This is a genomic window from Heyndrickxia sp. FW510-T9 (assembly GCF_058781025.1).
The window spans coordinates 26,357-40,578 of the sequence record NZ_JBYSWK010000026.1 but is presented as its reverse complement, the minus strand read 5'-3'; the positions used below and the strand labels follow the sequence as shown (position 1 = coordinate 40,578).

Here is a 14,222-nt window from a genome sequence, read left to right as displayed (position 1 = left end):
AAATAATTCTTGAGGGTGGCACTGTAATTTGGGTCACCCTCGTTTCTCGTTTTTTTTGCATAATTGCTTTTATAGAATACAATCATGACATAAAAAGTTGGGGTGCTTATGTATAAAGCTAAAAGTACGAAATCCATTTTTATTAAATTTATTATCGGTATCCTTCTATTAATTGGAAGCTTTTTGGTTGCAATGGTATTCGGAGCCGCTAATACCAGTATAAAAGAAGTATGGCAGGCGATTACGACAAACATTGCTTCTGATACCATTACAATGATCCGTGAAATTCGCTTTCCACGAGAAGTAGCCACTATTTTTGTTGGAGCAGCACTTTCCGTTTCTGGAGCTATTATGCAAGGATTAACAAGAAATCCACTAGCAGATCCAGGTTTGCTAGGCTTAACTGCTGGAGCTAATGCCGCACTTGCTATCATGATTGCACTGATTCCCTCAGCTAATTACTATTTGATCATGCTTGCATGCTTTGTAGGAGCTGCGATTGGTGTTTTAATGGTATTTGGGATTGGTGCATTAAGAAAGGGTGGCTTCTCCCCGCTTCGAATAGTTTTAGCAGGAGCCGCTATTTCTGCTTTACTGTATGGGATAGCAGATGGTGTTGGTTTGTATTTTAAAATTTCAAAGGATGTTTCCATGTGGACAGCGGGAGGTCTACTTGGTGCTAATTGGAGTCAGCTAAAGTTAATCATTCCAGTTGTCTCAATTGGTATCATCATTTCTCTCCTATTCTCTAGGCAACTTACAGTGCTTAGCTTAAATGAAGAAGTTGCGATAGGATTGGGACAAAAGATTACAAAAATAAAAGTAATTCTTTATATAATTATTATCTTACTTGCAGGTGCATCTGTTGCGATTGCTGGAAACTTAGCCTTTTTAGGATTAATGATTCCTCATATTGTAAGACAAATTGTTGGAACTGATTATCGTTATATCCTCCCAATGTCGGCCATTTTCGGTGCAGCTTTTATGTCGATTGCGGATACGTTAGCGCGTACAATTAATGCGCCTTATGAAACTCCAATTGCAGCTATCGTAGCAATCTTTGGTCTTCCTTTCTTTTTATTTATTGTTCAAAAAGGAGGAAAAACGATCTCATGATACACCCTTCTATACTAAAAAAGCAGCGCATTATTATCGCTGCACTACTAATTCTTATTGTCATTACCGTTATCACTGGTATGAATCTTGGGTATGCTTCGATTCCTTTTAACAGACTAGTTCCTATCCTAACCGGACATGGTACATTTAATGAGAACTTTATTTTATTTTCGATCCGATTGCCTAGAATCATTATTACCCTGTTGGCTGGTATGGCTCTGTCTGTATCTGGTGCGATTCTACAGAGTATCACTCGTAATGATCTAGCGGATCCCGGCATTATTGGAATCAATTCTGGAGCTGGTGTAGGGGTTGCTGTATTCTTTTTATTTCTACCGATTACTTCTACCTCTTTTGCATTCATGCTGCCAATTGCAGCATTTATCGGGGCTCTGATTACTGCTATTTTCATTTACATCTTCTCCTATAGTAAGAAGGTCGGCTTTCAACCGGTTAAATTAGTTCTGGTTGGTGTTGGATTTTCCATGGCACTCTCAGGAGTTATGATTGTATTGATCTCAGGAGCAGAAAGAAACAAGGTTGATTTTATTACCAAATGGTTAGCGGGGAATATTTGGGGTACTGATTGGCCATTTATCTGGGCTATCCTACCTTGGATTCTTATTATACTTCCATTTACTCTATATAAATCCAACCGATTAAATATTTTGAATTTGACAGAACCATCAGCGATTGGTGTTGGCTTGAATATTAAACGTGAACGTTTTATTCTACTGCTTGCATCTGTAGCATTAGCTGCCTCTGCCGTATCAGTTACAGGGGGAATTGCTTTTATTGGATTAATTGCTCCGCATTTAGCAAAATCCCTAATCGGACCAAGAAGTCAGTTATATATGCCAATCGTTATTCTCATAGGAGGTTGGATCTTATTAGTTTCAGACACAATTGGTCGAAATCTTGCAGATCCAGATGGAATTCCAGCAGGAGTTATTACCGCCTTAATTGGTGCTCCATATTTTTTATATTTATTATTGAAAGAAAAAAGAGTTTAGTGCATTAGTGGGACAAAAAATATGTCCCACTATTTTTTTATGGCATTGTTAAATTGTTAAAGATTATTGTTGATTTTCAGCCTTATGTGTACACGTGAACGGCTTTTATTCGGTACGAATAGCTTTAGTGAACTTGTACACATAAGGCTGTATGAGCTCCACATTATTATTTAACAATGCCTTTTATTATAAAAAAACATAAGTATACTGCTAAATTGTTGATTTCCTTCAGGATATTTTATTTAAACTAGCGAATTTAGTTCGTAATCTCGTGAGTCTTACTCTTAATCTCGCGAATTCTGCTCTTAATCTCGCGAATTCTGCTCTTAATCTCGCGAAACAGTACTAAAGACCTGGTTTCCTCCGCCCGACTTTAGTAAATAGGATAATAAAAAATACCACATCATCGATGTGGTATTTTTCCAACTAAAAGTTAATGTAGTTTCGTGGATTCACTGCTCCATTATGTGGTGGTGGTGTCCACTCGCCAACATATATTTCGAAGTGTAAATGTTGTCCAGTAGATTCTCCTGAAGTTCCCATTACACCTATTTGTTGACCTTTTTGTACAGTTTGCCCATTACTTACCATGTAATATTTCATATGGGCATATACAGTTGTGTATATTTGACCGTTAATAGAATGAGTAATCATCACAACATTTCCATAGCTGGAAGAATGGTACGCTGTAGCAACAATTCCATCAGCCGCAGCTACAATTGGTACATTGCTTCCACTGTTTGCAATATCTATTCCTGAATGGAAACCACTATACGTACCTGTTCTGTATCCAAATTCTGATGAGATATAACCTGCTGCAGGTCTTGTAAAGTTGCTTGATGATACAGGTGGAACATCTCCGCCGCCGCTATTTCCGCTGCTATTTCCGCTATTTTGATGCTGTTGCTGTTGTTGCTGTTGCTGCTGTTGTCGCTGAAGCTCTTGTTGTCTTTTCTTTTCTTCCGCGATATGCTGCTTTTCTAATTCAATTGCTTTTTGAATAGCAGAATTTTGTGAAGCTAATACTTGTTGTTGCTCTTGTAGAGAGAATTTATCCTCTTCAAGATCTTTTTTCTGATCTTCCAGTACAGCCATTATTTCTTTCTTTTTCTCTTGTTGCTGATTTAGTTGTGATTTCATTTGTTGGAGATCATTAATCATACCTTGGAGTGCACTTAACTTTTTCTCAACATCTGTTTGCTTTTTCTCTAAATCAGCTTGATCTTTCTTTTGCTGATCGATAATCTCTTTGTCGGCATTAATCAAAGTAGTTACAGCTGAAAGGCGATCAATAAGATCACTTATACTTTGCGCATCCAAAATGACATCCATATAATTGACAGAACCACCATTTGTTTGCATCGCACGTGCTCTTTGTTTTAGCAACTGATCACGTTCTTTAATTCTCTTTTTCAATGCTGCAATATTCTTTTTCAATCCAGCAATTTGATCCTTTGTATCGCTCACTTGTACTTGTTTTCCTTGAATTTTTTTATCCGTACTAGCAATCTCAGACTCTATCAGCTTCATTTGGCTTTCTAAATCCATTTGCTGTCCGTTAATATCCGAAATTTGCTTATTCTTTTTTTGGATTTTTGAATTCACACTGGAGCTTTTGTCATCCACTTGTTTTTGTTGGTCCTGCAAATCGGTAAGCTTAGACGCAAACACTTCTGAATTATAGGCTAGAATTAAAGATAAACCGAGTGCAATAGAAAGCAATGAACGTCTTTTCAATGAATATTCCCCTTTCACTCTTTCCAAGCATATGTATTATTTCTTAAACGAGAAGGGCGCACGTTTATACGCTCTTCTCGTGATGACTGAAACACTTGAAGCTTATGTTTTTTTAAACTTTTAAGAAACGGCGAATGGACATGGCACTTCCCCAAATTCCAATGAAAATACCAATGAATAATAGAATGGCACTTATTTCAAACACAAACGGATTGAAGTTTAAGATTTGAATGAATTGGCCTGCTAATCTAGGAGCAATGATACCATGTGCGTAATAATAACCAACCGAAACGATTAAGATTGGCAATATCGAGCCTAGTATTCCTAACCAGATACCTTCCATAACAAACGGCCAGCGAATAAACCAGTTCGTTGCCCCTACTAATTTCATAATCTCAATTTCTTTTCTACGCGCAAAAATCGTGATTTTAATAGTGTTAGATATTAAGAACATCGCTGTAAATACTAGCCCTATTACTAAAACCAAACCAACATTACGGCTAACTTTTAAAACATTAAAGAGCTTTTCTACTTTCCCTTTACCATAAATAGCAGATTCAACATGATCCATTTGTTCAATCTCTTTGGCTACTTTAGGTGTGTCTGTAGGGTTCTTCGTTTTTACGACAAATACGTCATAGAGAGGATTGTCCTGCTTAAATAATTCGAAATCCTTACCCATTTTCTTAATCAAATCCTGCAACTCCTCTTGCTTAGAGGAAAACTTAATGGATTTTACTTCTGTTAGATTTTGAATTTGGTTGTGTAAATTAGTTTGATCCTGCTTAGTTGCCGTCAAATCAATATGGACTCGAATTTCTACGTCGTTTTCGATATCTGAAGCAATTTTGTTCATATTCATCATAATAACGAAGAACACGCCGACGAGTAGTAATGTTATTGTAACGGCACTGGCAGAAGCAAACATCATCCAACCGTTACGTCCAAGACTCTTTAGGCTCTCACGGAAATGGCGCTGAACCGTCCTAGCTTTCATATCCGTATTCCCCCCGATGCTCGTCACGAACGATTTTTCCGCCTTCAATCGCAATAACTCGATGTCTGATTGTATTTACAATCTCACGGTTATGTGTTGCCATTACGACGGTCGTTCCGCGATTATTAATTTCGTCAAAAATCTTCATGATTTCCCAAGATGTCTCCGGATCAAGATTTCCAGTTGGCTCGTCCGCAATCATTACTCTCGGACGATTTACAATTGAACGCGCGATCGAAATACGCTGCTGCTCGCCACCTGATAACTCAGTTGGAAGCATTCTAGCCTTATGCTTTAAACCTACTAAATTAAGAACGTCCATTACACGTTTTTTGATTGTTTTTGGTTGTTCTTCTATTACTTCAAGTGCAAAGGCAACATTTTCAAAGACCGTTAGTGTTGGCAATAATTTAAAATCCTGAAACACGACTCCAATTTGTCTTCTGAAGTAAGGAATTCGATTATTCTTTAGTTTAGAAAGATTGATGCCATTTACTATGATGCTGCCGTCTGACGCTTTTTCTTCCCGATACATCATTTTAATAAAAGTCGATTTACCGGCCCCACTTGGCCCAACAACATAGACAAATTCTCCTTGTTTTATATGCACATTAAGCCCATTGGCTGCAATAATCCCATTTGGATATTTTTTATATACATTTTTCATTTCTATCATCTAATCACCCATCTTTACTGGAATCTTCTATCTGATTTTGTATTTAAGTGATTAACTATTTTCGTCAAATTTTGTATTTCTATCAAAAAATAGCAAAAAACATCGTAAAATCTCGAAATAAATCACAGAATAATTATAACATCGATATCTCATTAAACATATTACAATTTTGTTTCAAACCTTGTTTTTCCCTTTAAAGTTGTGGTTTGGAGTTAAGTTTTGCTAGTTTCCAAATGGCAAAATTTGGTATATATTGTTATTTCTCCTAATGTATAATTTAGTCGAAATATTCCTAAATGATTTTGGAAAGAACAGCATGAATTCACGGGAGAATTGGAGTAGTGATTGAGGATTTTATGTATTCTAGGGTTGGAGAGTTACGAATGGCACGAAAAGCTGGGTGAACAGCACAAATTGACGGCTCAACGGCACGAAACTAGAAAAGAACCGCACGAAATTCCATCTAAACTGCACGAATTAGGATAAAAGTCCTATTTTATACATAAAGACTACTCCCTTTCGTAAAATGAAAAAAGACATGATGGCAATTAAGCATCAAGTCTATTTTCTAAAAATTATTATTTTTTATTAGATAACCATGTTGCAACAGCTTCTGCATCCTTGCCACTATATACCCCAGCAGGCATTGCACCATTACCTTTACCGTTTTTAATAATGTCTAAAATTTGATCCTTACTATATTTGGATCCAATTTTTTGAAGGTTTGGACCATTTAGTCCACCTAAATCTTTACCATGGCATACAGAGCATTTTGCACCGAAAAGTTTTGCAGCATCACCGCCAGATGCAGTTGTCGTAGTGTTATTATTGGTAGCATTGTTGTCTTTACTTGAACAAGCAACCATACCAAGTGCCAACATAACTATCATAACAGCTCCAATTATTTTTCTTTTCATCCTGATTCCTCCTTAGGAATGGAAAATGTTTCCCCGCAATTCCATTATAACAAGACTAGCTTTTTTTGAAACCTTCCCCAAGTACTTCAAATGCGTCCATAACAACGACAAATGCAGTCGGATCAAGACTCTTCACTAATTGTTTCAACTTTATGAATTCTGTCTGATCCACCACACATAGAAGAACGGGTTTTTCACTATCTGTAAATCCTCCATATGCAGATAGTTTTGTCACACCGCGGTCAATTTTATTCAATATTCCTTCGCGTATTTCTTCTTGCTTGTCGGTAATAATTAAGGCTGTTTTGGACCGGCTGATTCCAAGTTGGACAAGATCGATTGTTTTACTAGTCACAAATAGTCCGATCAATGCATAAAGTCCTTTTTCAATATCAAACACGATTGCAGCTGATAAAACTACTAGCCCATCAATGATGACGACACATGTCCCTAATGTTAAGCCTGTATATTTATGAATAATTTGTGCCGCTAAATCCGTCCCACCTGTTGAAGCATTCCCTCGAAAGACGATGCCAAGGCCTAGGCCGACTCCAACACCTCCGAAGAGAGCTCCTAATAATGGGTCATGTGTCCACGGGTTCATATGCTCAGTCAAAAAAACAACAAACGGTAAAAAGATCGTTCCAACTAGTGTTTTTATCCCAAACTGAAAACCTAAAAAGATAAGTCCCGCGATGAATAATGGTATATTAAATGCCCATTGCACAAAGGCAGGCTTCCATCCTAATAATCCATGCAAAATCGTACTTATTCCACTAACACCACCAGATGCCACTTCATTTGGCAGCAAAAAAACGTTAAATGATATGGCAATGATGGCAGAACCAGTCAAAACAAATATGTATTCTAATACTTTTGACTGCAAATTACCTTCTAATGCCTCTCCACTTCTTTTCTTCATGACTAAATCCCCTTCTAAGTTGTTTAAGACTACCGACAGAGAGTATAGCATGGTGTTCGTGGGGTGTCTATAACTAGATAAAAAATTTTGATGATAGAGGCGGGAGTTCAGAATTGTTACATTTTCTCCCAAAAAGAAAAAAGCTCTCATACCTAGTGTTCCATGGCATGAGAGTTTTATGCTTATTCAAAAACGCAGCACTATCGTACAGATATCGTAGTCTTTAACTAAGATAAAGGAAACACGGCGAAGTAGTTCACGTGCCGATGCTGATTTTTCTTAGGGAGGAGACGGAGAAATCCGCTAGCAGATGGCTGGTTAAGCTAGACTTGAGACTGATTCTTTAATTTTCTTACTCTTTATGAAAGTCGAGAGCGCAAGTAAGCATTGATAAATGGATCGATATCACCATCCATTACACCTTGGACATTTCCACTTTCCGTATTAGTGCGGTGATCCTTCACCATTGAATACGGGTGGAAAACGTAGGAACGAATTTGGCTTCCCCAACCGATTTCCTTTTGTTCCCCACGAATTTCTGCTAACTGCTTTTCTTTTTCTTCAATTTCACGTTGATAAAGCTTTGCTTTCAGCATTTTCATTGCTTGCTCGCGGTTTTTAATTTGTGAACGCTCTGATTGACATGTCACGACCACACCTGATGGAATATGGGTAATCCGGACTGCTGAGTCAGTCGTATTGATGTGCTGACCACCAGCTCCACTAGCACGGTAGGTATCAATTTTAATATCCTCTGTGCGAATGTCGATTTCAATTTCATCATTAAATTCCGGCATCACTTCACAGGAAACAAAGGATGTATGACGGCGACCTGATGAGTCAAACGGAGAAATTCGCACAAGACGATGAACTCCTTTTTCCGCTTTCAAATATCCATATGCATTGTGACCTTTAATCAATAACGTAACACTCTTAATTCCTGCTTCATCCCCTGCAAGATAATCAAGTGTTTCCACCTTAAAGCCTTTCTTTTCACCCCAACGTGTATACATCCTAAGCAGCATGGAGCCCCAATCCTGTGACTCTGTTCCACCTGCACCTGGATGTAGCTCTAAGATCGCATTGTTTTTATCATATGGTTCACTTAGTAGAAGCTGTAATTCGAACTCATTTACTCTTGTTACTAGCTCTTTAAGCTCCGATTCAAGTTCGGCATGCAAATCCGCATCCGCTTCTTCTTTCACTAGATCATGTGTAAGCTCAAGGTTTTCTTGTGTATCAGCAAGCTCCTTATATTCATTGACTATATCTTTTAAACCATTTGCTTCATTGATAACTTTTTGAGCACCTTGCTGGTCATTCCAAAAATTCGGTTCGAGCATGATTTCATCTAATTCTGCTATACGTGCCTCTTTGTTTTCGAGGTCAAAGAGACCCCCTAAAATCAGCTAGCTTCGTAGCCGTTTTTTCAAGCTCAGTTCTAATTTCAAATAATTCCATTTTCGTATTCCACCTCATGTTGATTTCAAATGCGTAAGCGCCACAGGTCTAGTGTACGGATTTCGTAGTCTTCGACTGAGATAAAGGAAACCGTGCTGAGGTAGTTCACGAGCTATTGAAAATTGAACTACCATTTTCAACTGATGTTGACTTATCGTAGGGAGGAGACGTAGAAATCCGCTAGCCGATAGGCGCTGAAGCTAGACGTAGTCCCTTATTTAAAAGGTAATCTTATATCATTTCCTAAACGGGAAGAAATCGGAATCGCCTTTTAATCGGTCCGAAAGCGATTCCGAAATAAAACTTAACTATATATTAAACGTTCTTCCCATGACATTGCTTATATTTTTTACCGCTTCCACATGGGCAAAGCGCATTACGGCCAATGTCTTGTTTCTTTTTAACAGGAGTTTTCTTAACGGTTTCTCCGTCTTCTTTCGGGTTAACCGCTTGGCCTTTCGCTACTTCTTCCCGTTGTAGATTATTGCGAATTTCCGCCTTCATAATATATTTTGCAGCGTCTTCTTCAATCGCCATAACCATGCCTTCGAACATTGCAAAGCCTTCGCTTTGATATTCACGAAGCGGATCCACTTGACCGTATGCACGTAAATGAATACCTTGGCGCAAATGTTCCATTGCATCGATATGATCAATCCATTTCGAATCGACGGCACGAAGTAGGATAACCTTTTCAAACTCGCGCATTTGCTCGGTACCTAATGATTCTTCTTTTTGATCATAATCATTCTTCACTTTGTCAAAGATGAGTTCAACCATTTCTTCTGGCTCTTTGCGAAGGAAGTCATTTACTGAAACAGCACCTTCATGTAAAAGATTGCCGTGAACATAATCTACTAGGCCTTGCAGGTTCCAATCTTCTTCATCCTCGTTTCTCGGAGTATGAAGCTCGACATCACGCTGGATGACACTCTTTATCATACTTTCAACAATATCTCGAAGATCTTCAGAATCGATTACTTCGTTACGTTGATTATAAATAATCTCGCGCTGTTGACGAAGGACATCATCATATTGTAAAAGTTGCTTCCGGGCATCAAAGTTGTTGCCTTCAACACGTTTTTGCGCAGATTCAACGGCTCTTGAAACCATTTTACTTTGAATTGGCTGAGAATCATCCATTCCTAAGCGCTGCATCATCGTTTTCATATTATCAGAACCGAAGCGACGCATCAATTCATCTTCCATGGAAAGATAAAATTGTGTAATACCAGGATCTCCTTGACGACCTGACCGTCCACGCAGCTGATTGTCAATTCGGCGTGATTCATGGCGTTCTGTACCAATAACAGCAAGTCCACCTAGATCGACGACACCTTCGCCCAGCTTAATGTCAGTACCGCGCCCTGCCATGTTTGTTGCGATTGTGACGGAACCTTTTTCACCAGCAAACGCAATAATTTCCGCTTCCCGCTCATGGTTTTTCGCGTTCAAAACATTATGGCGAATTCCTTTTTTCGTTAAATAGTTTGAAATTAATTCTGATGTTTCAATTGCCACTGTACCAACGAGCACTGGCTGACCATTATTATGACGAATTGCAATGTCTTCTACAACTGCACGGAATTTCCCATCCATCGATGCATAGATTAAATCTGGACGGTCATCACGAGCAATTGGTCTATTCGTTGGAATGACAATTACTCTCATATTATAAATATTGCGGAATTCCTCTTCTTCCGTTTTCGCTGTACCAGTCATCCCAGCAAGCTTTTCATACATACGGAAGTAATTCTGGAACGTAATCGTTGCCATTGTCATACTTTCGTTTTGAATTTCAACCGCTTCTTTTGCCTCAATTGCTTGGTGCAAACCGTCACTGAAACGACGTCCTTTCATCAAACGACCTGTGAATTGATCTACGATGACAATTTCGCCATCTTGAACAACATAATCCACATCATTATGCATTGTGACAATTGCTTTTAACGCTTGATTTATATGATGATTCAAGGTTACATGCGTAATATCAAAAAGGTTATCAATATTAAAGGATCGCTCAGCCTTGCTGATCCCTTCCTCTGTTAATTGAACACTTTTCGTTTTTTCATCATAAGTGTAATCTTCTTCTTTATTTAGGGTGCGAACGAACGCATTTGCCTGAATATAAAGGTTCGCTGACTTTTGTGCTTGCCCTGAAATAATTAATGGTGTCCTGGCCTCATCAATTAAAATCGAGTCAACCTCATCAATAACCGCAAAGTTAAGCGGTTTTTGCACACGCTGCTCTTTATATAAAACCATATTGTCACGCAGATAGTCGAAGCCGAACTCATTATTCGTACCATATGTGATATCTGCGAAATATGCTTCTTGTTTTTCTTCACTAGACATGCTATTAAGGTTCAAACCAACTGTTAGGCCTAGAAATTGATATAGCTCACCCATCTCGTTTGCATCACGACTAGCCAAGTATTCGTTGACTGTTACTACATGCACACCTTTTCCAGATAAGGCGTTTAAATAAACAGGCATAGTTGCAGTTAATGTTTTACCTTCACCTGTTTTCATCTCAGAGATGTTACCTTCATGGAGCGAGATACCACCCATAAGCTGTACATGATATGGATACAAACCAAGTACACGACGTGCCCCTTCACGGACAACCGCAAATGCTTCTACAAGCAAATCTTCTAATGTTTCACCTTTTTGATAGCGTTCTTTAAATTCCTCTGTCTTTTCGCGAAGCTGATCATCTGAAAGCTTCTCCATATCAGAGGCTAGCTCTTCGATTTGGTTTGCTAACTTATCAAGGCGCTTTATTTCGCGTTTATTTGCATCAAATACTTTTTCTAAAAAAGCAACCATCTATAACGCTCCTTTATTATCAACTGTGAGAGCCTTCCTTTATAACATTCTTTATTGTGATAAAAAAATCCTCTCACACTTATTACCTATTATACTCCTTTTTAAATTTTAACATTTTACCCTATGAAGTGACAACTAGTGAGGTGAAGAGGATTCGTTCTTTGATTGGAAAAATGGTGAAGTGAAGGTTATTGAATTATTAGTTTGAGGAGATGAGCTAGGTTTTTGTAATGTGACTTCCCTTTTGATGTTATTATATAAATTTGGGTAGCCAATATCATTTATTAGCTACCCAAAATGCTCTTATTCTTATATTTCGGTAGCCAATAGCCTTGATTGGTTACCCTAATTGCTCTTATTCCTTAATTCCGGTCACCTATACCACCGATTGGTTACCTAAAATGCTCCTGTTCCTATATTTCGGTAACCAATAGCCACGATTGGTTACCCTATATGTTCGTTTAAACTAAATTCAGTCAGCAAACCATTTGTGATTTTTCTTGAGAATTTAGAAGTAAAAAACTTGCGAACGAACAGTGATTACCCCTGTATTTTTTCTTTTTACATCCTACAGGTGAACCATTTACTTTTTCAGCGCTTGTTTTTCATATAATTCAACACATCTAAATCAATTTTACCTTCTTCTTGTTCGCGCATCTCAAAATTTTCGGTGTGAATGTATTTTTTCAAAGCTGCGAACAATGTTTCCTCTTCAGACATATATCCGAGTCGCTCAAGCTGTTCAGAAAGCTCAGTCTCAACCTGACCATTAATCTCGACTACTCGTTCTGGTTTAGACTTTGCAAAATATAGCTGTTGTAGATAGTAAATTCGGATAAGTTCGTTAATTGGATCTGGGTGTTCATCTACACGTAAATCGACGAACCGGTCATTATAGCCACCATAACCGCCTTTTTCTTTTACAACCAAAAGGGCTGCCGACTGCATGCCGCGGGAATCTCCCCCAGCAGCTTGCCCTGCATTTAATGCATCCAATAGTCGTTTGGCAAGAGTTCCTTTTGTTTCGGTAAAAGTTTTCGCCAGTGCGTTGACTGTATTTTCATCGACTAAGATGTTTCCTTGTGCCGCAAAATACTCGCCTGCTATACCACCAGCCCAATCATAGCATTTCCCGCCGGTAAAAGTTGCTGCTCCGCCTTTAAAGTCAATAATACCCACTTGGCGGTATTCACGGTCCTCATCTGCATCGGTTATAAGCTTTAGTACTTCCTCCGCTGATTTACCTTGCTCTAACAGCGCTAACCCCTCAGGACCGTAAGCCGTATTGGCGTAGGATTGTGTCGCTATTGCACCAACACCCGCTTTAGCAAATGGTACAACTGCACCGACGCCAAGAAACTTTGATTGAACTGCTATCCCCCATTCTTTTTCAACAGGATCATAACCAACAATTGAAAATGTCATCCCACATACCCCCAATTATTTATTACCCTAGAAAAATCGCTCCATACACTAAGGCCCCACATATAACATAGACAGGACTTACCTTCCATTTTTCTAACAGCAATAAACTAACAATCCCAATAATCGCTGTTTGAATAATGCCAACACCTTTATACGAAGTGGTAAAAAAATCGATCGTCATAACACCTAGAAGCACCGCAATTGCTGGGCGAACAAGCTTCGTCATATTTTTTACCTTCGCCGTATCTTTGTACTTCATTAATATCCCTAAAAGAGCAATGATTAATATAAGCGATGGGGCTACACAAGCGAACAATGCAATGATGGCACCAGGTACACCACCTTGTGCATAACCAATGTAACCTGCCATTTTGGTAGCGATGGGGCCAGGTAAAGCATTTCCTAGTGCTACCATCTCACTAAACTCATGGACCGAAAACCAACCATAGCGATCCACGACCTCGTGTTCAAGCAGTGGAATTGTTGCTGGTCCGCCACCATACCCTAAAAGATTTGCCATAAAATTAGCTAAAAAAATCTGCCAGTAAATCATGATGCCTTCACCTGCTTTTCTTCCTTCTTGTTTTTAGAAAGAAGGGCTGATACTAGTAGTGCTCCAATTAAAATAGCCGGATGGATTCCTAATATTTGCATCACTACAATACTCAAAATTAGGAGAGCAATAGTGGCTGCCCAGCCCATTGTATTTTTGGATTTTTTGATAAAATCCCATGTTAGTACCCCAAGCATTACGCCCGCAATTGGAATTACCGCTCTAGACATTCCATTCACCCATGGCTTATCTTTGTATGCGTGTAATACGGTTAATAAAATTATTAATAAAATAACAGTTGGGAGTACAGTTGCAGCTAAAGCAGATAGCATGCCCCAGAAGCCGCCGACTCTCCAGCCGATATATCCTGACATTTTTGTGTTGATAGGACCTGGAAGCGTGTTGGCCAACGCTAAAATATCGGAGAACTCATCATCTTCCATCCATTTATAGGTATCCACAACTTCGCGCTTCATTAACGGAATTGCCGACAGTCCTCCTCCATATCCAAGCATCCCAGACCGGAAAAAGGCTACAAATATATCCCAATTTTTCACTTTATCACATTCCTTTTTT

General features: G+C 38.7%; 12 protein-coding genes. 2 read left to right on the top strand and 10 right to left on the bottom strand.

What is annotated here, in order from left to right; genetic code table 11:
• Window positions 1–108: 108 nt before the first annotated feature.
• A complete protein-coding gene (locus AC3WJF_RS14015) occupies window positions 109–1,116 on the top strand; it encodes a FecCD family ABC transporter permease (RefSeq protein WP_492453190.1) in 1,008 nt (335 codons plus the stop codon).
• Entirely contained in the window at window positions 1,113–2,129 is a 1,017-nt protein-coding gene (locus AC3WJF_RS14010) for a FecCD family ABC transporter permease (protein ID WP_492453188.1), read from the top strand. Before AC3WJF_RS14015 ends, AC3WJF_RS14010 begins: the two co-directional genes overlap by 4 nt.
• Before the next feature lie 426 nt (window positions 2,130–2,555).
• Here the strand turns inward: AC3WJF_RS14010 and AC3WJF_RS14005 are convergent, their stop codons facing one another.
• The 10 genes from AC3WJF_RS14005 to AC3WJF_RS13960 form a co-directional block, all read right to left on the bottom strand.
• Complete coding sequence (locus tag AC3WJF_RS14005) at window positions 2,556–3,866, bottom strand: murein hydrolase activator EnvC family protein (RefSeq protein ID WP_492453187.1); 1,311 nt, start codon at window positions 3,864–3,866, stop codon at window positions 2,556–2,558.
• A 112-nt stretch (window positions 3,867–3,978) separates the two neighbouring features.
• Window positions 3,979–4,863 carry a permease-like cell division protein FtsX gene (gene ftsX, locus AC3WJF_RS14000; protein WP_492453185.1) on the bottom strand — a complete coding sequence of 295 codons (885 nt, stop codon included), beginning with the start codon at window positions 4,861–4,863 and terminating at the stop codon, window positions 3,979–3,981.
• Entirely contained in the window at window positions 4,853–5,539 is a 687-nt protein-coding gene (gene ftsE / locus AC3WJF_RS13995; protein WP_492453183.1) for a cell division ATP-binding protein FtsE, read from the bottom strand. The genes ftsX and ftsE overlap by 11 nt, the downstream gene beginning before the upstream one ends.
• Window positions 5,540–6,117: 578 nt before the next feature.
• Window positions 6,118–6,456 carry a cytochrome c551 gene (gene cccB / locus AC3WJF_RS13990; RefSeq protein WP_492453181.1) on the bottom strand — a complete coding sequence of 113 codons (339 nt, stop codon included), beginning with the start codon at window positions 6,454–6,456 and terminating at the stop codon, window positions 6,118–6,120.
• A 55-nt stretch (window positions 6,457–6,511) separates the two neighbouring features.
• Window positions 6,512–7,378: a YitT family protein gene (locus tag AC3WJF_RS13985; RefSeq protein WP_492453179.1), complete on the bottom strand. Its 867-nt coding sequence runs from the start codon at window positions 7,376–7,378 to the stop codon at window positions 6,512–6,514.
• A 359-nt stretch (window positions 7,379–7,737) separates the two neighbouring features.
• A protein-coding gene (prfB, locus tag AC3WJF_RS13980) for a peptide chain release factor 2 (protein WP_492453177.1) occupies window positions 7,738–8,839 on the bottom strand; the annotation gives its coding sequence in 2 pieces (ribosomal slippage) (window positions 7,738–8,766 and window positions 8,768–8,839; 1,101 coding nt in all).
• A gap of 315 nt (window positions 8,840–9,154) precedes the next feature.
• The gene (gene secA, locus AC3WJF_RS13975) at window positions 9,155–11,668 is read right to left on the bottom strand and encodes a preprotein translocase subunit SecA (protein WP_492453175.1); all 2,514 of its coding nucleotides are present in this window, start codon (window positions 11,666–11,668) and stop codon (window positions 9,155–9,157) included.
• A 591-nt stretch (window positions 11,669–12,259) separates the two neighbouring features.
• On the bottom strand, window positions 12,260–13,093 hold the full coding sequence (locus tag AC3WJF_RS13970; protein WP_492453173.1) for a DUF1028 domain-containing protein: 834 nt from the start codon (window positions 13,091–13,093) through the stop codon (window positions 12,260–12,262).
• A gap of 22 nt (window positions 13,094–13,115) precedes the next feature.
• Window positions 13,116–13,646, bottom strand: a complete 531-nt coding sequence (locus AC3WJF_RS13965) for a chromate transporter (protein WP_492453171.1) — start codon at window positions 13,644–13,646, stop codon at window positions 13,116–13,118.
• Window positions 13,643–14,203, bottom strand: a complete 561-nt coding sequence (locus AC3WJF_RS13960) for a chromate transporter (protein ID WP_492453169.1) — start codon at window positions 14,201–14,203, stop codon at window positions 13,643–13,645. The genes AC3WJF_RS13965 and AC3WJF_RS13960 overlap by 4 nt, the downstream gene beginning before the upstream one ends.
• Window positions 14,204–14,222: the final 19 nt, after the last annotated feature.